The organism is Streptomyces sp. A18, assembly GCF_059026065.1.
The window spans coordinates 22573-41740 of sequence record NZ_JBWLKL010000051.1; the positions used below are offsets into that span (position 1 = coordinate 22573).

Annotated in this window: 21 protein-coding genes and 2 pseudogenes; 11 read left to right on the forward strand and 12 right to left on the reverse strand. The window is 67.3% G+C overall.

Going from position 1 to position 19168, the window contains the following annotated elements; translation table 11 throughout:
- Nucleotides 1–1091: 1091 nt before the first annotated feature.
- Entirely contained in the window at nt 1092–2000 is a 909-nt protein-coding gene (locus AC5P1C_RS39230) for a replication-relaxation family protein (protein WP_493870767.1), read from the forward strand.
- Between the two features lie 163 nt (nt 2001–2163).
- Here the strand turns inward: AC5P1C_RS39230 and AC5P1C_RS39235 are convergent.
- The 4 genes and pseudogenes from AC5P1C_RS39235 to AC5P1C_RS39250 all read right to left on the reverse strand — a co-directional run.
- Nucleotides 2164–2445, reverse strand: a pseudogene (locus tag AC5P1C_RS39235) (N-acetyltransferase); the annotation flags it as partial.
- Between the two features lie 720 nt (nt 2446–3165).
- Complete coding sequence (locus tag AC5P1C_RS39240) at nt 3166–3429, reverse strand: DUF7848 domain-containing protein (RefSeq protein WP_493870768.1); 264 nt, start codon at nt 3427–3429, stop codon at nt 3166–3168.
- The gene (locus AC5P1C_RS39245; RefSeq protein ID WP_493870769.1) at nt 3426–3776 is read right to left on the reverse strand and encodes a hypothetical protein; all 351 of its coding nucleotides are present in this window, start codon (nt 3774–3776) and stop codon (nt 3426–3428) included. The genes AC5P1C_RS39240 and AC5P1C_RS39245 overlap by 4 nt, the downstream gene beginning before the upstream one ends.
- A complete protein-coding gene (locus AC5P1C_RS39250) occupies nt 3773–4102 on the reverse strand; it encodes a hypothetical protein (RefSeq protein WP_493870770.1) in 330 nt (109 codons plus the stop codon). Before AC5P1C_RS39250 ends, AC5P1C_RS39245 begins: the two co-directional genes overlap by 4 nt.
- 136 nt (nt 4103–4238) lie before the next feature.
- Between AC5P1C_RS39250 and AC5P1C_RS39255 the strand changes: the two genes are divergently transcribed.
- The 5 genes from AC5P1C_RS39255 to AC5P1C_RS39275 all read left to right on the forward strand — a co-directional run bounded on the left by AC5P1C_RS39255 (nt 4239) and on the right by AC5P1C_RS39275 (nt 8922).
- Nucleotides 4239–5483: a helix-turn-helix domain-containing protein gene (locus AC5P1C_RS39255; RefSeq protein WP_493870771.1), complete on the forward strand. Its 1245-nt coding sequence runs from the start codon at nt 4239–4241 to the stop codon at nt 5481–5483.
- 33 nt (nt 5484–5516) lie between these two features.
- Nucleotides 5517–6191: an ATP-binding protein gene (locus tag AC5P1C_RS39260; protein WP_493870772.1), complete on the forward strand. Its 675-nt coding sequence runs from the start codon at nt 5517–5519 to the stop codon at nt 6189–6191.
- Nucleotides 6106–6894 carry a barstar family protein gene (locus AC5P1C_RS39265; protein ID WP_493870787.1) on the forward strand — a complete coding sequence of 263 codons (789 nt, stop codon included), beginning with the start codon at nt 6106–6108 and terminating at the stop codon, nt 6892–6894. Before AC5P1C_RS39260 ends, AC5P1C_RS39265 begins: the two co-directional genes overlap by 86 nt.
- A 45-nt stretch (nt 6895–6939) precedes the next feature.
- Nucleotides 6940–7752: a DUF4253 domain-containing protein gene (locus AC5P1C_RS39270; protein WP_493870773.1), complete on the forward strand. Its 813-nt coding sequence runs from the start codon at nt 6940–6942 to the stop codon at nt 7750–7752.
- A 447-nt stretch (nt 7753–8199) separates the two neighbouring features.
- Nucleotides 8200–8922, forward strand: coding sequence for a hypothetical protein (locus tag AC5P1C_RS39275; protein ID WP_493870774.1), 723 nt, complete (start codon nt 8200–8202; stop codon nt 8920–8922).
- A gap of 105 nt (nt 8923–9027) precedes the next feature.
- Here the strand turns inward: AC5P1C_RS39275 and AC5P1C_RS39280 are convergent, their stop codons facing one another.
- The 5 genes from AC5P1C_RS39280 to AC5P1C_RS39300 form a co-directional block, all read right to left on the reverse strand.
- Complete coding sequence (locus AC5P1C_RS39280) at nt 9028–9480, reverse strand: DUF5958 family protein (RefSeq protein WP_493870775.1); 453 nt, start codon at nt 9478–9480, stop codon at nt 9028–9030.
- A 414-nt stretch (nt 9481–9894) separates the two neighbouring features.
- Nucleotides 9895–10443, reverse strand: coding sequence for a hypothetical protein (locus tag AC5P1C_RS39285; protein WP_493870776.1), 549 nt, complete (start codon nt 10441–10443; stop codon nt 9895–9897).
- 52 nt (nt 10444–10495) lie between these two features.
- On the reverse strand, nt 10496–11452 hold the full coding sequence (locus AC5P1C_RS39290) for a hypothetical protein (RefSeq protein WP_493870777.1): 957 nt from the start codon (nt 11450–11452) through the stop codon (nt 10496–10498).
- Nucleotides 11453–11516: 64 nt separating this feature from the next.
- Nucleotides 11517–12566 carry a hypothetical protein gene (locus AC5P1C_RS39295; RefSeq protein ID WP_493870778.1) on the reverse strand — a complete coding sequence of 350 codons (1050 nt, stop codon included), beginning with the start codon at nt 12564–12566 and terminating at the stop codon, nt 11517–11519.
- Between the two features lie 529 nt (nt 12567–13095).
- Nucleotides 13096–13272 carry a hypothetical protein gene (locus AC5P1C_RS39300; RefSeq protein WP_493870779.1) on the reverse strand — a complete coding sequence of 59 codons (177 nt, stop codon included), beginning with the start codon at nt 13270–13272 and terminating at the stop codon, nt 13096–13098.
- A gap of 158 nt (nt 13273–13430) precedes the next feature.
- Between AC5P1C_RS39300 and AC5P1C_RS39305 the strand changes: the two genes are divergently transcribed.
- Nucleotides 13431–14108, forward strand: a complete 678-nt coding sequence (locus tag AC5P1C_RS39305; protein WP_493870780.1) for a hypothetical protein — start codon at nt 13431–13433, stop codon at nt 14106–14108.
- Complete coding sequence (locus AC5P1C_RS39310; protein ID WP_493870781.1) at nt 14105–14563, forward strand: hypothetical protein; 459 nt, start codon at nt 14105–14107, stop codon at nt 14561–14563. The genes AC5P1C_RS39305 and AC5P1C_RS39310 overlap by 4 nt, the downstream gene beginning before the upstream one ends.
- Nucleotides 14564–14706: 143 nt before the next feature.
- On the opposite strand, the gene AC5P1C_RS39315 is transcribed toward AC5P1C_RS39310, so the two are convergent.
- The 3 genes from AC5P1C_RS39315 to AC5P1C_RS39325 all read right to left on the reverse strand — a co-directional run bounded on the left by AC5P1C_RS39315 (nt 14707) and on the right by AC5P1C_RS39325 (nt 16966).
- Nucleotides 14707–15567 (reverse strand): HEAT repeat domain-containing protein, encoded by an 861-nt coding sequence (locus AC5P1C_RS39315; protein ID WP_493870782.1) that lies wholly within the window; start codon nt 15565–15567, stop codon nt 14707–14709.
- 166 nt (nt 15568–15733) lie between these two features.
- Entirely contained in the window at nt 15734–16363 is a 630-nt protein-coding gene (locus tag AC5P1C_RS39320) for a DUF5753 domain-containing protein (protein WP_493870783.1), read from the reverse strand.
- A gap of 108 nt (nt 16364–16471) precedes the next feature.
- Nucleotides 16472–16966 (reverse strand): hypothetical protein, encoded by a 495-nt coding sequence (locus AC5P1C_RS39325; protein ID WP_493870784.1) that lies wholly within the window; start codon nt 16964–16966, stop codon nt 16472–16474.
- 540 nt (nt 16967–17506) lie between these two features.
- On the opposite strand from AC5P1C_RS39325, the pseudogene AC5P1C_RS39330 reads away from it, so the two are divergent.
- The 3 genes and pseudogenes from AC5P1C_RS39330 to AC5P1C_RS39340 form a co-directional block, all read left to right on the forward strand.
- Nucleotides 17507–17674: pseudogene (locus tag AC5P1C_RS39330) on the forward strand (transposase); the annotation flags it as partial.
- 65 nt (nt 17675–17739) lie between these two features.
- Nucleotides 17740–17940: a hypothetical protein gene (locus AC5P1C_RS39335; protein WP_493870785.1), complete on the forward strand. Its 201-nt coding sequence runs from the start codon at nt 17740–17742 to the stop codon at nt 17938–17940.
- Nucleotides 17941–18001: 61 nt separating this feature from the next.
- Nucleotides 18002–18421, forward strand: a complete 420-nt coding sequence (locus AC5P1C_RS39340) for a DUF4259 domain-containing protein (RefSeq protein WP_493870786.1) — start codon at nt 18002–18004, stop codon at nt 18419–18421.
- Nucleotides 18422–19168: the final 747 nt, after the last annotated feature.

Below are 19168 nucleotides of genomic sequence, written 5' to 3' on the forward strand. Positions count from 1 at the left end.
GGGGACCGACATCCTCGTCACCGGGTCCAACAGCCGCCAGCAGCGCCGGTGGACCCGCTGGCAGATCCTCCTGCAGGACGCGAACCGGAACCGAACCAACTGAACAATCCCGTCACCCCTGCGGTGACGTACAGACGCGGTATCTGGTCAGGGTATTGATGCCCAGGCGGACCGGCCACCGCCCTTCTGCACCCCCACCAGGCACTTGTCATCTCTTCGTGACCATTGGCCGGGCCTCATGGTCGGCCCCCTGGTGGGCCCCGTCCGATCCACTGGCGCTCGGCGATGTCCATACCCGCTGCCTCACGGCCGCCGAACTGGAGAGTATCGATGCCGGATCAGATCAAGCAGTCCGCTCCTGCGACACCAACAACGGGCGGCTCCGCAGCCTCTGTTCGGCATGCGGTGAGCAGCTACCGGTCTCCCGAGTCCGCAGGGTCCGGTGCTCCCGGGTCCGCAAGAGCCGCGACCTACAGAAACCGTAGAGACCGCCTGCAGCGTGATACGGCCCCAACGCATTCCGTGACAGCGCGCCGTGCAGGCCCGCAGATCAGAGCTTGCACGCCTCCGCATGGCCGACTCCACGGCAGTGCCGAGTTTTGAGAGAACCCGAGAGAATGAGCGCGAAGGATTTCATCCTGATGCCACCCGTGAACTGCCCACCGGGGAAGGCCACATGATCAACTGGTTCAGCAGCATGCTGCGGATGGCCCTGCCCCTCGCCCGCGTGGCGGGCATTCTTAGCGGCGCAGCCCGGCGAGAGCTGCGCCTCATTCTGATGGGGTTCGCCCTCTTTTCCCACCCCAGCCCATCGGAACTGGCGCAGTACAGCAGCCTCTCGCAACCCGTCCGGCCGGCCCCTCCCGCCCGGACGGGGCACCTGGCCAGTGCCGTCGGGGACACATCGCACAGCAGCGTCCGCCTGTGGTCGGCCCGACCACAGGCCCGACCACAGCCATTGTGTCCCCATCGTGACCACATTGGGGCTTCGTGGTCGGCGGTCGGGTCGGAGTAGGAGGGTTTGCTCAAGGTCAGCAACACCCCCTTCCGAGCCGGAAGTTGGACCATGTCTCCCACCAAGAGGGATACCAGTGACCACCCCCGCTGCCAAGACCGCTGCGTCGTACACCCCCAGGCCCGCCGAGCCGCTTCCCCATCAGCTTCTGTCCGCGCTCGCCCAGCACCGGATGGCTACCACCAGCCAGCTCCACGATCTGCTTCGCCCCAACGCCGCCCGCCAGACCGTCTCCACCCCACTGAACAAGCTGCGGCAGAAGGGGCTCGTCGACTACACAGTGCTGCCCCAGTCCAACCGTTCCCGCGCCTGGTACCTCACGGGCGAGGGTGCCCGCCTGACCCGGGACTTCCCGGCGCTGCGGGGCCGCCCTCCGTATCCGATCAACTCCGCGGGGGCCGCCTCGCTGAAGACATCGCACACGCTCACGGTCGTGCGAACCCATCTGTCATTCGCGGCAGATGCGCGCCGGCTCGGGCACGAGCACGGACCGTGGGACTGGACCCCTGAGGTATCTCACCCCATTGGTGAGGGGGAACGGGTCGTGACCGACGCTGTCATGCACTACACCGACATCGACGGCGAACAACGGCGAAAGCTGCGTGCGTTCATGGAGGTCGACCGCAGCACCATGAGCAGCGAGCGCCTGGCTGTGAAGCTGATCGAGTACGCCCGGCTGTTCCAGTACGAAGCCCAGCCCGTCGGCCGTCGCAGGCCAGCCTCAACGGGCCCTGCCTGGCTTCGCTGGTATCCGGTCTTTCCCCGCGTACTTTTCGTCCTCACCAACGCCAGCCGCCGCACTCTGGCCAACCGGACCGCCGACCTGCGCTCCATGGCCGAGGTCCACCCCGCCGTCGCCGAACTCGCCCGCCACGTCCCGCTCGGCGCAGCCGCCCTGGAAGACCTGGAGCAGCACGGCGCCGCAGCCGCTGTGTGGACACCGCTGATCGGTGAACCGGACCCGCGCCCCTGGTTTCACCTATAGCTGTGGCACGTTGGTCGCACGAAACCCTCGAACGCGTGTTGCCGTGAGAGTGCGCCGACCTGCTCTGGAGCGGGCCTGCAAGGAGCTGCGGAGACCCTGACCCTGCTGTTGGGAAGACGGGCCGCGAGGCGCCTGACCTGTGCAGCGCTTTGAGCCCGCACGGTCAGTGCGCGATCCGGATCATCACGGTGAGGACCGGCGAGGCCGCTGAGGGCTGCCTCTGCCCGATGTCCCGGTAACCCAACGACCGGTACAGCGCGTGAACCTTTCCGTCTCCGGCCACCTTGTTGACCATGAGCGTCACGTACGGTTCGTCGCGGCTGGCGAGCAGGGCGTCGTGGATGCGCCGCGCGGTGCCAGTGCCCCGCCATGCGGAGCTCACCCCGATCTCCTTCAGCGCCACGGCCGGACGCTCGGTGTACTCCGGCGCCGGCGCCGGACTGGTGCTATCCCGACCAACGCCCCTCTACGTCCACAGAGTTCCCGAGCGCGGCACCAGGCCCACGGGAGGTCTGCCCCAGAGCCTCATGCGGACCAGAGCGGCACCAGGCCACAACTCGGCACCCGGTCAGCATCCATGCGCGCCCTTGCAGCGAGCAGAGGAAGATCGAGTCTGCCGCCGAGCCGGATCGGAGTAACTCGCTTTACTTGCTCAAGGGCGCGCCTGCGGCGCGCCGGGCGGCTTCGGCCGCACCGGCCGCCCGGCAGCCACTAGACGTCACGATCCAGCACTCGAACATCCCAGGGGACAACCGCCCACCGGGGAATGTCTCTAGTAAAGGATTAGGCAGCCACCATGGGGGCGAGCCTCGAAGAACAGGGGACCGATCGGGCTATTGCGGGCAGGCTCCAAGAGGCTGCCCGATCCGCTGGCGAGCGCAAGGCCCCCTGTTCACTCACCCCATGGCAGCTCCCGCCCAAAGCCTCTACGGCCGGCGGCGCGATCACCGCACACCATTACCCCAGCTCAGGCCCACACCCTGATGAGGGAGGAACGCCCACCGACGCAGCGGGCACGACGCGGCCCCGGCTCTCCCACGGGCAAGAAGAACCGGGGTCGCAGCGGCAGACCGGGGGAACTAGCGCCTACCACTCCCCCCTTCCAGGCCAGGGGATTCGAACGAGCGGGACTGGCGGAGTGAGGCCGCGCCAGCCCCGCCCTGCTCTACGTCAGCGAGCCCTCACCCACCGCAGGATCAGTGATCGTGGCGCTGAAGAACTGAAACGCCGACAGCTCAAACCCGGTATGGCGCGTCATGCCCGCGTGCCGGAGACACCATAATTGGGCCTCATCCGGATCAGCCGAATCCACCGAGTGATGACTACAGACGAGACACTTGCCGACATGCCGCACGGTCATCCCAGGCATGGCCGCCAGCGTCCATTCGAGCGGCACGTAGCGGCCCCGCGGCAAGCTGCCCTCACTCATCCGAACGCCCCCGCCGGAAGCTGCGGCCCATCGTCGTCACCCTCGTCCGCGTCGTCCCAGTCGAGTTCGGACAAGCGGTCTCCCCGGCTCTCTGCGATCTGGTGAACTTCACGGAGCGACTCGGTCAACCGCGAGGCCACAAAACGGACCTCCTCGGGCGTGGCCCTGGGGTCGGCGAGCAGATCGCCCGCGTGCCGCAGAAGGTCATCCGCCATCCCGAGTTGGACGCTCTCGATGTTGTCAGCCACCTTGGACAGGAACCCGGTAGCACTGCCGATCAAGTAGCAGGGATTGCCTTCCACCGTCGACCACGGCAACCGCCGCGCCACCTGCATGTGAGAGGTCATGCCGTCACCTCCACCCCGTGAATCAGGCGAGGGCCGGTGTCCACGCCATGCACGGCCAGCCACAGCGCACGCCGCCGTCTCCTCTGCCGACGCTCCTCCTGTCGCCGCTCGAAGGCGACCAGGTACGGGCGTACGAGGCCGATGTCCTCGCCCCGCAGCACGGGCACGCGCGGCTGGGGCCTGGTTGGCGCGTCGACGGATGGCATCAATGAGGGCGGTTCGGGGGATCGATGGCGCCCCGGAGCGGGAAGCAACAGCCGCAACAGCGGCTCGATGAAGCGGGCGATACCGTGATTCATGTCGACCTGCTCTTTCAGGTTGTCCATGCCCCCGGGCCGTTAGCGCGGTCGCGGGGGTCTGTCGAAGACAGAAACCTCATCGAACCGTTTGGGGCAGGCCTGGCAGAGGAGCCGGACAGGGGGCCAGGGAGGGGCCACACTGAGGGGAGGGAGGGGCCAGCGGATGAGTGATGACAGGCGACAGCAGTTCGGCGCGTACTTGGCACGGCTGCGGCGGGACGCTCACAAGAGTCAGCGGCAGCTCGCTGCGAGGCTCTGCGCGCTGTCCGGAGTCCAGTCCGTGACACGGAACGAGGTCTCACGCTGGGAGCGTGGAGAACGCCTCCCGGAATTGTGGCTCTCTTTCATCGCCGAAGCCCTGAAGATCCCACCGGGCGACCTGGAACGGGCCGCCGCCTACGCACGCGGAGATGCCGAGGGACCTCCCTTGGGTCCTGCCGCCACCCTCGCCGAGCTGCTGCCGCCCGGCGCCCCCTTGGATCCACTCTCGGCGTGCACGGGCCGTCACATCGGCGCCGACGAGGTATCTGCTCTCGCTGCACGTGTCCACGGCCTGCGGCTCGCCGATGATGTGCTGGCCGGGGGCGACCTGTTGGGCGCCGCCTTCCGGGAACTCAACTCGGCGTTGCAGCTGTACCGGGAAAGCGCACACACTGAGGGCATCGGCCGGGCACTACTCGTGCAAGTCGGCGAACTGGCCCAGATCGCAGGCTGGATCGCGAGCGACGCCGGACAGCACGGCCAAGCCGAACGGGCCTATCGCATAGGGATCGCAGCGGCGCGGCAGGCCGGTGACACGACCTTGGTCGGCAATCTCGCGGGTAGCCTCGCCTACCAGTTCAGCAACACCGGGCAGGAGCGCGCGGGCATCGACCTCGCCCGCGCAGCACTGGACGAAGCAGGACCAGACGCACCGCCCAAAACCCGCGCCCTGTTCTTCGATCGCCTTGCATGGGCACACACGCGCGCAGGTGAGGCCCAACCTGCCGTGCGAGCCCTCGGCGAGGCCCATGATGCTCTGTCCGAGTCGACCGACGACGCAGCACCACAGTGGGCGTACTGGGTGAGTCGTGAAGAGCTGGAGGTGATGGACGCCCGAGTCTTCACCGAGTTGCACCGCCCACTGCGAGCCGTCCCGCTCTTGACTGACGTTCTCGGCCGGTACGACGCGACCCACGCCCGCGAAGTCGCCCTGTACCGGTCCTGGCTCGCTATCGCTCTGGCCGACGCCAACGAACCCGAGCAGGCCGCAGAGGAAGCCCGACGTGTCGTATTGGTGTCCTCCAAGGTGACCAGTGAGCGCACCGCCGAGCGCTCCCGCGTCGTTCTCCGACGCCTTCAGGGCTTCCAGCAAGTTCCGGAAGTCCGCGACCTGTTGCACGATCACGGGCACCTGCTCATCGCCTAGGAGACGCCGTAGCTGTTCGCACAGGTCAGTGGTGTGCTCAAGAACGTACTTTTGCAAGTAGCTAGCGAACTGGTCAGCAACGCCGTGCGCCACACCCGGGGCCGCTACTTCCGCGTCATCGTCGAACACCCGGCCCCCGGCCGCCTGCTGGTCGCCGTCGTCGACACCTCGCGCGACCTGCCCTGCATGGGCGCACCGCGCGCCGATGACCTGAGTGGCCGCGGGCTGCCTCTGGTGGACGCGCTCAGCCAGCACGGGGGCAGCACCCGCCTGGGACTGGACGGCAGACGAGGCAAACGGCTCTGGGCGCAGCTGAAGATCAAGCCGCGGGAGGGCGACGAAGTCGAATACACCCCGCAGCCGACAGCGGACCTCGCGGCACTCGAAGCCCCAGTCAAACGTAGAGGCAGCGGCAACAAGATCGCAGAGGGTGACCGCCAATGCCCCCAAACGACCACGCCCGCCCGCCTTGCGCACGTACCCCTTCGCCAGACGACAACTCCCGCTCACGCCATAGGCTCAGCCCATGCCGACCGAAGACAGCCCGCAGAGCACCGCCAAACACTGGAAGGACTGCACAGACATGTACGCCTTCCTGGAGCAGATCCGCCTCCGCCCCGGCATGTGGCTGCCCGGTGGTTCGTTGCTCCAACTGCAGTCGATCCTCGTCGGCTACCGAGGCGCACTGGGCGTGCACTCCATCGATGAGCCCTTCGCCTTCTGGCCCGACGACCACTTCACCCAGTGGCTGCGTGAGCACCACGGCATGTCCAGCTCCCTTGGTTGGGCCGTGGAGATCGAACGCAACACCCCGGACGGCTCCACTCCGATCGAGGAGTTCTTCCGACTGCTGGACGACTACCGCCGTCACACAGCCTTGAAGCCGACGCCGAACACCTCAGAGGCCCGCTTTCCCGGCATCGAGTACATGGGCAACACGTTCGTCACCCTGTTCTGGCGCCAGCGGCTCCTCAACCAGGCTGTGCAGCGTCTCGAAGACCGTGACTTTCGCGTCGTCCGGCTGGCAGCGGGCCAATGGAGCACGGAGCAGGACATGCACCGTGCCATCGCTGCCGCTCTGCAGTTCCCCGACTACTACGGCCACAACCTTGACGCACTCAACGACTGCCTCGGCGATGTGGCCTGCTACGGCGGTTACGACGACTCAGCGGAAGGTGTGGGACTGGTCCTCACCTTCACCGACTACGACCGATTCGCAGCCGCCTGCCCCCGGGCAGCGCAAGTCGTACTCGACATCATCGCCGACCAAGCCCGTCGTGCAGCCGTACTTCGACGCCGGCTGATCTGCCTGGTCCACAGCAACGACCCCGATATTCAATTCGACCCGGTCGGTGCCACGCCCGTCATGTGGAACAGCGACGAATGGCTGGACGCCAACCGCCGAGGCTGAGCGGGCGATCGCGAGCATGTCAGAGCCCACGGCTAGCATCCGCCCGTGAACCCTGAGCTGCTGTCGAACGTTGCTGTCCCCCTCCCGTCTGGCCGGTTGATCACGTCCGATGAAGGTGACGGAGGCGTCCAAGCCCTGTGGCTGACTGACGCCGCCGTATCCGCGGAGCTGTGGACGCGGATACGCGCTGAGCATCCCCGCTCAGGGGTGTGGCCCCTGCTTCTCGACTCGCGCGACCCGGAAGACAGCGACTTCCGGCCCTGGGGCTCTGGTGAGCTCTTCCCCGAGCGGATGTCATCACCCGACGACCACGACCCGGCCGATCTGCTCGCGAAGTGGTGGGCGACGTACACCGCGATCGACGAGGACGACGACATGCTGCCGCCCGACAAGCGGCTGGCGATCACGGCCCCCTTCGGCCAGACCTGGCCGGGCCTCGCACCCGGCCGTGAAGACACGGCGGATCCCGGCCAGCTGCCCGATGAGTACGCAGAACACTTCGTTCTGAGTCGGCCGCGGTCACGTCTGGGCCTGGTTGCCACTCCTTCCGGTGCCGACGCCCTCGCCGTCGTCGGCTGGGACGGACCCGCCAACTGGGACAACGACACCGCCACGTTCTCCGCCGTGGTGAGCGACTGGGAACAACGCTTCGGTGCATGCGTGGTCGCCGTTGGTTCCGACACGCTCCACCTGAGCGTCGCCGCACCCCCGACGAGCAGGGAAGACGCCCTGCTCGTCGCGGCCGAACACTTCGCCTTCTGCCCCGACAACATCTGGCAAGGCCCTCGCCCCCAGACCCTGGCGGCGTACGCCGAGCGACTCATCGACACCCACTGCTGGGAATTCTGGTGGGACTGACCCCGACCCGTCGGGAAACGATCACCCGAGAATTCGGAAGCGATCTTCAAGGCGTCGCATTGGCTCAGGTCAGCGGCACCCGTGAACAGTCCATCATTCACCAGATCGCCGACATGTCGGCGCAGGCACACTCTCGCTCCATCGCCGAGGGCATGGACCTGCAGCCGACGCTCACTGCTCTGAGAGGAGGGCGAATAGTCGCCATGGCCCACACTCGGCCGCTCTACACAGGCGAGGACGCGCAGAAGGGCGTTGCCGATCTGTCCCTGGTGGCCGCTGCCGCCGACACCGATTGCATCGTCCTCACCTGGGAGACCTGCGACCTGAAGATCGCCTGTGGCATGCCGCTCGACGCCCCCGATGAATGCCTGAACATCCTCGTCGCCGGGGAGGCGGCGGGTGTTCCCGGCCTCAAGGGCGCGGAGCCAAGAAGGCATGATGTCCTCCGTGACGAACAGCGCAGACCTGTATCCCGTACGGATACCGGGCTACGACGGCGGCCCGCTCACGCACCAGGCCGGGCTTCTGAACGAGCCCATGTTCTGGATGGGACATCTCTACTCCTGTGTCCAGAGCGAGGAGGCCGAGGAACTGCTGTTCGGCGCGGACTATGAAGCGGCCGGCGACTTCCAGCGGCAGCTGTGGGACCAGGCCGCGTGGCCGACATTCACCGTTCCACTCGCCAACGGTCACCGTCTCCACGTCGTCTACCGGACCCTCGCGGACGACACCGGCATCGACTACCTCCTCCACCACCCCGACTGGGACCAGGCAGAGCTCCTTGTCCGGGATGACGGGCACTTCATGGGACCGGGTCTGTCCTGGCCCGAGCTGGTGGCGGCTGCGGACAACGCTCTGCCCGGTGGTAGCACCACCGATCCGGACGCCCGCCTGCTCCTCCTGCTGCCCGCGTTCGGCGACGATGACCTCCCCGACGATGCGGCTGACCGCCTGGCGGGCGCACTACGCGCCCGAACCGGCGTGGAAGACCCGGAGTCCCTGGCCTCCGCCCTCCTGGAAGACCAAGGAGCTCCCGGCCCCGCACGCTGGACGACAGCCGGCCACGGCTTCTCCGTCAACGACGGCGAGTACTCCTTCCGCAACCCAGCCAACGGCTTCGCGCTGGCAGTCGAACGCCTGTCCCGAGTGGCGACCACGCTCGCCCCTTGACCGGCCGACCATCGCGACGTACCCACTGAGCCCCTGGTTCTGCCAGAAATCTGGAGCAGGACGGGAAGCGATCTCCCTGAGCACCGCTGTGCCAAGCCGAAGCGATCAGCCGACGGCGGACAGGCCGTGCCACCAGTGACCACAGCCGCCGGAGCAGAACCGCTCGCGGCGCCGCCCGTCGGCGACCGCGAGCACCGCGACCAGCAGCCTGAACGCCTTGCGGCGCTCGTCAAGCGGTTTGAGACCAGCGATCTTTCCCAGTTGCATGTCGATCCGGCCTCGGGAGATCAGCACTGCGGGCGTATGCGTTGGGCGCAACCCGGAACGGTGGATGCTCTCTGCCGCATCTTCGGCGACAGCGCGGGCCTGGACACAGTGATGACGTAGGAACAGGAGGACCTCGGACTGTTCTTCCAAGCCGAGGCCGTCGAACCACTCGATGCCTGCGGACATGGGGCGCAGCCCAGGTGCGAGCTCGTTGAGTAGGACGTCCCGTTCGTTCACGACTGCCCCCAGGAGATCAGGCGGTACTCGGCCGCGGTGTCGGCGCGGATCCATATCCGCCCACGTCAGGACGCATCCCCACACTCACTGACCACGCCACTCTGCCGTGCGCAGCCGCTCGAACACCAACCCATTACGAGCGGCATCGGCGCGGTGCTGGGGAATGATCTCCAGTCAGAGGGGAAGCGATCTTCATCCGTCTCTGGAGTGCCCTGGTCAGCGGTACTCGTGAACAGCCCGAGGACGAAGAGACGACCGGCGCACCGGCCCGAGCCTCAACGGCGAAGCGCATAGCGCCGGGAAGCTCCTCCCACCCGGGGCGCAACGCGAAGGACAAAGACATGGGCACCAGCCTACGGAGTTCCCCGCCGACAGACAGACTCCTATATAGCAAGCCCCCAGCCGGGCCGGTGACGCCGTAGGGGCCAGCCCTTCCACCGCGTTGGATGTCGCCACGAGGCGCCTGCGTCACGCGTTGTCGATGGCCGGCAGGAGGCCCGCGCCGGGCCAGAGCGCGCGACCGGCTTGTGTCGTCTTCAGGTTCTTGGCGAGCGTGGCGAGAACGGCTGCTCGTTCCTGGGGGCCGTGGGTCTCTCGCTGCCCGGTGTCCGGGTTGAAGTTGATCACCTGGCTGTTGGGGCCGTTGCAGAGCAACGCCCGTTCCAGGGCGGGCAGTCCCAGGCCCAGTGAGTCGCAGGAGCCGAAGCGTGTGAGGGTGAGCAGATCGTGCACGACTCTCTCCCAGTCGCCGACCTGGTGCCATCCGGCGCCGCCGTCGAGCTCATGGGTGAGGGTGGCCAGCGGGACGATCTCACTGTCGGCGCGCTGGCCGTTGACCAGGATCTGGTGGATGCGGGCGCCGTCGGGCTGGCGTACGTGGGGGTGCAGCAGGGTGTCGGTCGCGACGATGGTCGTGTTCACCTCGTGCAGGCCGTGCGGCGGGAAGTACGGCTCGTGGGCGAAGAGCAGGTAGACGCGGCCGGTTGGGGCTTGGTCGTGCGTGGGGCGTGTGGTCATGGATTGGTCCCTTCTGTCCGTGTCGTGGCGTGAGCAGCTGGCGGGGCCGGCTTCAGCGCGGTGCGTCGAGCGCGTCAGGGGTGCGGCCGGAGCGCGCGGCCACGGCCTGGTCGATGGCGTGCAGTTGGCCGGTGGCGTAATGGCTGGCTTGGGCGGCGTACCGCAGATGTGTGGTGGCCTCCTCGAGCGCCTGCACCGGCACGTTGTCGAAGGTGAGGTCGCAGCGGGGTGCGGGATCGGCGGGGTGTGGCGGCGGGAGGGCGATGGCGTGATCCAGGTGCTGCCGGGCCAGGCGGGCGTCCTGGGCCTGCCAGGCGAGTTCGGCCAGCAGGTCCTCATACGCGCGCAGTTGGGGGTGGGCTTCCAGGCGGAGGCCGGGGGCCGAGGCCAGCGCGGCGATGGCGTGCAGGAAGCGGTGGCCCAGCTGTACGGCGGAGGTGAGTTCGGGCGGTTGTCCGGTGCGGGCGGCTTCGGTGATCTGTGCCTGCCAGCCGGCCAGGCGCTGCAGGTAGGCCACGGTTTGCGGGTCGTCGACGATGTGTGCCAGACGGCGTGCGCCGCCATCGAGGCGGGCGGGCAGGTGGTCGACCAGGAGGGGCAGCACGATCGCCAAGGGCGCGGCGATGCTCAGGGGCAGTCCGCGGCCCAGGGCCAGGACCAGACCCAGGAGGCTGAGCACGCCCGTATTGACCGCGGCCACCGTGACGGTGCCGCCGTGGTCGAGGGTGATGCGGGTGGGTGGCCGCCGGGTGATCCAGCGCCTCGCCCAGCGGGAGCGCAGGCTCCTCTCATGCGGCAGCACGCCGATCTCTAACGGCCGGGCGGGCGCGGGCTCGGCTGCGTTCCAGCACAGCCAGCCCCAGTCCGTTCGCTCAAAGCTGCGCACCACCGCGCCGGGCCCGGTGAACGTCTGGCCGTGTGCGAGGCGCTGCTCGCGTTCCCAGCGCCCGGGTTGTGCGGCGAAGGGAGTCAAGGGCGGGCCGAAAGGGCGGCGCTGGTGGACAGTCATCGCTTCCTCGATTCCGGATTGTGGGGCTTGCACGTGAGCGGAGGTTCTGCGTGGCACAGCTGGGTCAGGCGGTGGCGCAGAGGGTGCACCGTCCGTCGCCCAGCGGGTCGGCGCGGCGCGGCGTGGGGCCGGTACACGTGGTGCACGGGGGCCAGTTGAGGCAGGCCGGGCAGAGGTCCTGGCCGCGGGCGCGGCTGGGGCTGCCGCAGCCGCCGCATTCGACGAGCACGCGGTGCGCCAGGGCGGCGGTCACCGTGCGGTCCGCAGGTTCAGCGGATGAGTGGCGCGGACCGGCCGGCGGGTCAGCGGCTGCGCGATCGGGTGCAGGAGTGGCCTGGGCTGCGCGCAGCCGGGCAGCGATGACCGCGCCGACGGTGTGGTGCAGCGGCTGCGGCAGGGGGCGCGCGGTGATGACGTGCCGCACCTGCTCGGGCGTCCAGCCCTCGCTCAGCAGGTCCTGGACGGCCGCGCCCTGGTGGGTGAACACCTGCCCGGTCAGCAGCAACTCGGGGTGGTCCGCGCCGATCGCCAGAAGCAAGTGCTCGCCGGGGGTGGGCCTCGCGGCCCTGCGCGGCACGGTGGTCTTCTTGCGTTCCAGGCTCTTGCCCGGCCGCCCCTGGCTCGGTGCGTCGATTTCGCGCGTGCACGCGTTACGGACGGAGGGACGGACGGAGTTGGTGTTCTGCTTGATGGTCTTCTTAAGACTGGTGTTCTTTGGTGGGCGATCACCCGACGTCGGCTTATCCGCTGTCGGAAAACCTGACTCCGGTTGCGACCTGCGGCTTTGTGCGATGACGGCCGCTGTGGGGGCATCGTCACCCAACAGTTCGTACAGGTGGGCCGGAGCGTCGGTGATGGCATAGACGACCTCGCCCAGCGTGCCGTCCTCGCGGCGCTTCTGCTCGCGCACTAGGTAGCCGAACGTCTCCAGCTCCTTGAGCCCTGAACGCACCGCACTGCGGCCATCTGGGCCACACCGTGCAAGCTCGACCACCGTCACGCGCCACCCGTCGCGGTGCGTCGAGATCAGCCCGAAGATCCCCTTGGACTTGTAGGAGATCCGCGGATCACGAAACAGGGCGTGGGCAATCTGTGTGAAGCGGTCGCCTGCCATCTCACCGCGCCGGATCCTGGCGCCATACCCGCTCACCGGAGCGCCCGTGTCACGGCGCCGCGCGTGGCTGCGCAGTGCCGTCGGCTGCAGTCTCCTGCCGCGTGGCCCGGCCAAGGCGGCTCAGGAAGAGGGTGTGTGTGTTTCATAGAGGCAGAGAACCCGGCCGCCTCGACCAGTTCGTCGACCACGAAGCCCCGACCACGATCACAAAGAGGTCACAACCTCTGCTGGAGAGGGTGGTCGGGCCCGACCACACACCTTGAGCGGGTCTGGTTAACGGTGGACGTCACCTCACGCGCGCCGCCCCGGGGACCAGTTGCGGTCCAAGGCCTATAGGCCCGCCGCGAGGGACGTTATGGATCCGCGCGCACCGGTGCTGGCTCTGTTCACGAGTTTCGGGTTCTGGCACAGATCTTGGGGAGTAGTCGCTGAGCGTCACCCCCGTGTTCGATTCTGAGGTGCCGGGTTCGCGCGCGCCCGCTTACGCCTTGTTGTCCGACGATCAGAGTTGACGCCCCCTCAGTGGACGTTAAGTCCGTTTCTGGTAGCGGCCTCGTCCGGGCTGGGTGAGGAAGCCTTGGCGGGTGAGGCGGCCCAGGCGGCTGCGGGTGACGTTGACGGACGGTTCGTCGGTGGGCATGCCGAGGAGTTCGTGCAGCTCACGGACTCGGAACACCTGGTCGGGGTGCTGGGTGAAGGCGTTCACGATGGCCTGGTAGGCGGTGTTCGTCTCGGGCGGATCGGGTTCGGCTCCTGCCGGTGCGACCTCCGCGATGACCTTTCGAGTAGTGACCAGATCTGCGAGTCGCGCTTCGGTCTCGGCATGGCCTGGCGCCGATCCCCGAAGGCCCTGTCAACCTGCGGATGCTGCGGCGGACTTTGTCCCTGGAGATGGCCTACCGGCCCGGCGGCGTCCTGGCCACCAAGATCCACATGAAACATATCGCCGTGGCCACAACAGAGGGCTATGCCTCGCGTCCTGGCGGGGCTCAGGCCGAACTTCTGGCCGAGGTCAACAAGCACGAAAGCGAACGCAACCTCCAACTGGTCCTGGAAGAGTTCCGAAACTACCAGCAGGGTGTCCTGCCCGCCGGTCCTGGCGCCCGCAGCCTCACGGAGTTCTTCGCCAGCATCGACGCCCGACTCGATACGTCCTCGACCGCAGCCCCGAAAGTCCAGCGCAACGACCGTGACGTCCTCAACCTGCTGACCAAGCGCGCCAAGACGCTGCACCTCGGACCGGCGAACTACTGCTGGTTCACCGACCCCTCCAGGGCGCGCTGTCTCAAACTCGCGGGCACCCCCACCGCGGACCGGCCGCTGATCGGGATGTGTGACTCGGCCCGCTGCCCGCAGGCCACCCACCACCCTCGCCACCGCCCCGTCTGGGCCGAGCACGCGGAACGCACCGAGACGTTCATCGGGCAGCTCGGCGCGACGCGCAAGACCGAACGCACCCGGCTCCAAGCCGACCACGACCGGGCCCTCCGCGTCGTCGCCGAAATCGACGCCGCCAGCACGATGAACGAGGCATCCGCATGAGATTCTCCGCAGCCCAGCGGGCCGAGAACGAGAACCGCATCCGAGCCGCCATGGACCGGCTCCTACGCGGTGAACTCCCGCCCGGCGGCAAGTGCGACATCAAGACCCTCGCCCGCGAAGCGGGCGTCGACCGCACCGCGTTCTACGGCACTCGCCCCTACGCGCACCTCCGCGCCGAGTTCGAACGGCGTCTTCAGACCCTGCAGCAGGCCGGCGACATTCCCGACCCCCGCGAAGCCCAGATCACCCGTCTCAAAGCGGAGATTGCCAAGCTCAGGGAGCGGCTGGCCCGGTCGGAGCAGACCATCGACGAGCTCACCGACTTCCGCACCCAGGCCCTGGCCCGGCTGGCCGCCCAGCACGAAGAGATCACTCATCTCCGTTGGCGCGCCGATGGGAGCGCCAGGATCCGGAGTCTGCCGACAAGAACGACCGGAGTAGGACCATGCAGTTGACACGCTCACCGCTTCGATCGCTGACGCGCAGCCACCAGGCACTTGCGCTGGCAGGCCACCACGACCGCTGCTCAGGTTGTCTTATACGACAGCGCTCCGGGTCACGCAAGGCCCGCACGACGGATTACTGGCCCCGGTCATCGTCATCGGCGAGGCTGTTGACCAGGTTGAACACTCCGGTCGCGAAGCCAGATGCGGAGGTACTTCAAGGCGGTGGCCGCGCTCTCGCGGACCACCGGGTCATCGTCACGCAGCGCCAAGCGCAGCGGACCGACGATCAATCGCCGGTCCGCCTCGGAAAATTCGTGGTCGTAACCGGTAAAACCCATCAGGCCGTAGCCGACCGTACTGCGCCAGGCGATGTTCTCCAGCTCGCGCGCCGCGTACTTCCTCAGCACCTTCCGCTGATCCCCCAGCACGTCGAGTAGACCGCGCAGCATCAGTCCCGAGCCGCCCGCGGTGAACAGCGCAGGATTCACCCAGACAACAACCGGAGCCACAGATGGTTGATCATGGAAAGAGTTGTCTTCCAATTGGAGCCAATACGCCTCATCGCGCAGCAGGCCCCGAAGCCGCTCCTCGGCCTCGTCGCCGCCGATCGCGCCCAGCGCCCTGATCATGGATCCGGCCGCAGACGCCCCGAGCGAGAGGCCCAGCTCTTCCCTGCCCAGAGCGTCGAACAACGGCTCCACTGCACGAGGATCGCGCAGCCGCGCCAGCTTGTCTGCCGCCTCGCGGCGGACGGAAACCTCTCCGTCCCGCAGCGCCGCGCACACCTCTTCCACCGGGTTCGCGCGGCGGAATCGTGCCTCCGCTTCCGATTCGAGCTCCAGGTGGCGCTGCCAGCAGGTCGCGCAAATCCACTCGACCGACCGCTGCGTCTCATCCGAAACGTATACCCCCATGAACTGCTTGGGTTCGCTAGACGGCGGCAGCTCCGCCCGGCACAGCTCGCACTGATTTGCGGCACTGGCACGGGGACGGCCCTTCTTCCACCACCTCATCCATCCTCCTGTGCCCGTCGCGCATGTTCAAGGACGAGGCTACTGCCTCGCCCCTGGACCCGTCCCGGGCGCAGAGGGCACCAAGAAGGAACCGCTGAAGAACGACATCACGACGCTCAAGTTGCCGACCAGGTCATACGGGCGGGTTCCTCATATGTGACCTCAGTCACTCAGCCCGCGCGGAAAACACAACACACGGCACTACGTCGAGCGCAAACCCAGCTCCAGCAGAGACATGTGGCCAGTCGCAACACGAACGCGACTGCACACGGTGAGTGCGGACGGAAGGCATTGCTTCGCGCTGTGCATGCTCGTGGTCCTCCATCACGTGATGGACCGGCGCATGGGTCTCAGCGAGCAGGAGCGGCGGAACTTCCGGCTCCTGTACGGGGACCCGTGGTTCCACGGTGTCGAGTGGGCGCACGGCGGCCTCGGCGTAGATCACCGACTGCCTGGCGCCGGGGAAGCGACCGGCCTTGAACGGGATGACGCGAACGGTCACATTGTCCCGCTCGGACACCCGCAGGAGGCGCTCCAACTGTCCGCGTGCGATGGTGGGTCCGCCGAACTCCATGCGTAGGGCGGCCTCGTGGATGATCAGCACGACGTTCGGCGGATCCGCCCGCTCCAGTACCTGTTGCTGGTCCATGCGGTGTGCCACGCGCAGGTCGATGTCCGAGGGGCGCAGGCGGAGGACCACTGCCTCGAAGACGGCGCGGGCGTGGTCCTCGGTCTGCAGTATCCCCGGCATGTGCACGGTGAGCGCGATGCGCAGGGCTTCGGCGTGCCGCTCCATGCGGCGATTCCTGAGCCAACCTGCAGCCCGCCCCACCACAAGGGCCGTCGGCGTTCCCCGCCGACGGCCCTTCTTACATGGTGAGCAGAGAGACGGCCCCTGTCAGCGCTATCTCATCACGCACTTGACCCCTGTGGGATTGAATGCCGAAAGCGTGCCCGAGGTCTTGGTGCTCGCCAGCATGCCTTGGACGTAGGTCTTTTTGGTGACCTTGTAGTACTTCCTGGTCCCCTGCGCATAGGCCTTGTAGACCTGGCTGTTCGAGGAGAACTTCGGGGAAGTGCACGCCGCCGTCACGCTCGCGGAGGTGGACTTACTGAAGCTGATCGAACTGGCGACCGCGCCGCGTGAGATGCCCAGATCGGTTCCGATGGTACGTGTGACGGAGTACGTCTTCGAGAGCGTGCAGGTGCCGCCCTTCCCGGCGGAGCATGTCGCGAGCAGCTTCCCTCCCACGTTCTTGGTGGTGGCGGTGACCTTCACCGAATACTTGATCTGGACAGCGGGGCCGTCGGCGGCTGCGGTCGGTGCGAAACCGACGCCCAGGGCCGTGAGGGCGAGAGCGCCGGCCAGCGCGGTGGTCCCAGTGCGAGTTCTTGCCACGTGAAGCCCTTGTCTGTTTGGAGTGGGGGGTGCTTCACCGTCATTCGTTCCATGGCGACGGCTTCCCAGGAGTGTGCCATGGGGGGCGCCAGAAGGTACCTCAGATGTTTCAGGGTAGGCAGAGGCCGGTGAGGTGGCGGCATGGGCCTGCAACCCCGCCCCGCCAGAAGGGCCATCGGCATCCCACCAGGGCGCGTGAGTTCTCGCGCAGCGAGACGAGTAACTCGTACGCGGACGTGGGCTGATGACCTGCTTGTCCATGCTTGGGTGCGACGAACGCGACCCCTGATGATCAAGGTTCACGAAGCCTTTGATCACGAACAGGGGCGCGTTCACGTGCCATCCTCCCCGATCGACGTTCTCCAACGCCACCGCGAGAACGCCGACTTCTTGCATCTACCTGCCGAGCTTTCCGGACTCGCCGCACCGCTGCTATCAGTGGATGTTAAGTCCGACCTTCCCCGGTTCGTGATCGCTCGATCGTGGTACTGATCGCCGCATGGGCCACCTGTTGGGCATGTCCATGTTGAGATGCGGAGCATGGAACGAAGACCGTATCCGAGCGACTTATCGGACGAGCAGTGGGCGTTGATCGAGCCAATGATCACGGCCTGGAAGCAGGGCCGGGTGGCACGTTCGGCGATCGGGGACCCTGGGTCCTGCGACCTCCGGGAGGTCGTGAACGCGATCTTCTACCAGAAACGGACTTAACGTCCACTCAGGTGTCTGACGGCCGCTGCTGCCGTCGGTTGTGGACGGTGATGGTGCTGGTCATGCAGACCGATGCACCGTTCTGGGCCTCGCTGGTGTTTGACGGGATCGACGAGGTGGAACTCGAGGCGGTGACGGCCGCGTTCGGCACGGTCGAGGTGGTGGCGAGAGGCCGCGCAGCCAGCTCTGCCTGTCCGGACTGCGGCTGTTTCTCGGAGCGAGTCCACGACCGATACAAGCGCAGGCTCCTCCTGGCCACGTGAGCGTTGTCAGCGGCTGCTGGAATGCTGGCTTCGTCCGCGAGAGCGATACCAGGAGCCGTGCATGGGAACGTGGGGAACAGGTCCGTTCGACAGTGATCTCGCTGCCGACATTGTCGATGAACTCGAGGGACTGACTCCTCAGGAGGTCATCGAAGTGCTCCAGCGAGCACTCCAGCGCGTCATAGATTCCGGAGCCCGCGTGGATGGCGGTGACGGCACCGAAGCGGTGGCTGCCGCAGCTCTCGTAGCCAGCACAATCCCGGGCAGCGGGATTGTGATCGACCCTGATGACGGCCCCAAAGAACCTCTGCCGCAGCTCCCGTCGGCTCTCCGTACAGCAGCCGTGCTGGCTCTGCAGCGTGTAGTGCAAGACGGATCAGAAATGCTGACCGGTTGGGTGGACAGCGCCGACGCCGCTCAGTGGCGCTACGAAGTTCAACGGACCACGGAGGCGTTGGGACTGCTTGGGCACGATCAGTAACCGCGCCACACGAAGTGGACCAGAGCCGCTTCTCGTGAACACAGCCACCGGTGCCGATCGCGTATGCGGCCCATCGTGCAGCCATCGCCTGCGAAGGCACCGCCTGACTGCGCAGCCGAGGTGCGCATCCGCGGGGGGACACTGACGAGTGCACCGCTGTGCACCGCGATGAGCAGCGCAGTGCACACCCATCGCCGCCTTGATCGCCCCGCTGAACAGGGGCGTCACAGCGCCGATGCGCAGTGGCTGATCGCAGGGCCATCGCCCGATGAGTCGGCGGTGGTAGATGTCGACCACGGGCACCATCACCACCCCCGACCACTCCCCCGCCAGTGCCTACCACCCCAGGTCACAGCACTGCACAGCCAACGTCCCCGCAATGGCTGGCGGGTCTGTGCACACCCTCTACTTCGGCGGTCAGCGGCGGCTGCGCACTGCGCACCCGCCGATGCGCACCCGCTCCGCTATCGGCAATCGGCCCCCATCGAGGGCCCAGACGGAGGCTGTGCACCGCCAGCGACGGCCGCCATCCTCTCTGTGCGCAGTAGGGCGATGCGCGCGGGTGCGTGCGTGCGGCCGATCGCCGCCCCTCATCGCCTGCCCCACCGTGACGGCTGCGCGCCCGTCACCGTCGCTAGTGACGACCTGGGGCGGGTGGGCGGGGTGGTGGTAGACATCCCACGGCTTTAAGGCGTCAAGCGACGGCCGGAAGGATCTCTGGCTCCGACTGGTTGGGAAAGGCCTTCA

Coding starts and splice junctions, on each gene's coding strand:
- AC5P1C_RS39240 (WP_493870768.1), bottom strand. CDS start 3,429: ATGAGTGAGGGCAGCTTGCCGCGGGGCCGCTACGTGCCGCTCGAATGG.
- AC5P1C_RS39245 (WP_493870769.1), bottom strand. CDS start 3,776: ATGACCTCTCACATGCAGGTGGCGCGGCGGTTGCCGTGGTCGACGGTG.
- AC5P1C_RS39250 (WP_493870770.1), bottom strand. CDS start 4,102: ATGGACAACCTGAAAGAGCAGGTCGACATGAATCACGGTATCGCCCGC.
- AC5P1C_RS39255 (WP_493870771.1), top strand. CDS start 4,239: ATGAGTGATGACAGGCGACAGCAGTTCGGCGCGTACTTGGCACGGCTG.
- AC5P1C_RS39265 (WP_493870787.1), top strand. CDS start 6,106: ATGTGGCTGCCCGGTGGTTCGTTGCTCCAACTGCAGTCGATCCTCGTC.
- AC5P1C_RS39280 (WP_493870775.1), bottom strand. CDS start 9,480: ATGGATCCGCGCCGACACCGCGGCCGAGTACCGCCTGATCTCCTGGGG.
- AC5P1C_RS39285 (WP_493870776.1), bottom strand. CDS start 10,443: ATGACCACACGCCCCACGCACGACCAAGCCCCAACCGGCCGCGTCTAC.
- AC5P1C_RS39290 (WP_493870777.1), bottom strand. CDS start 11,452: ATGACTGTCCACCAGCGCCGCCCTTTCGGCCCGCCCTTGACTCCCTTC.
- AC5P1C_RS39295 (WP_493870778.1), bottom strand. CDS start 12,566: ATGGCAGGCGACCGCTTCACACAGATTGCCCACGCCCTGTTTCGTGAT.
- AC5P1C_RS39305 (WP_493870780.1), top strand. CDS start 13,431: ATGCTGCGGCGGACTTTGTCCCTGGAGATGGCCTACCGGCCCGGCGGC.
- AC5P1C_RS39310 (WP_493870781.1), top strand. CDS start 14,105: ATGAGATTCTCCGCAGCCCAGCGGGCCGAGAACGAGAACCGCATCCGA.
- AC5P1C_RS39315 (WP_493870782.1), bottom strand. CDS start 15,567: ATGAGGTGGTGGAAGAAGGGCCGTCCCCGTGCCAGTGCCGCAAATCAG.
- AC5P1C_RS39320 (WP_493870783.1), bottom strand. CDS start 16,363: ATGGAGCGGCACGCCGAAGCCCTGCGCATCGCGCTCACCGTGCACATG.
- AC5P1C_RS39335 (WP_493870785.1), top strand. CDS start 17,740: ATGCAGACCGATGCACCGTTCTGGGCCTCGCTGGTGTTTGACGGGATC.
- AC5P1C_RS39340 (WP_493870786.1), top strand. CDS start 18,002: ATGGGAACGTGGGGAACAGGTCCGTTCGACAGTGATCTCGCTGCCGAC.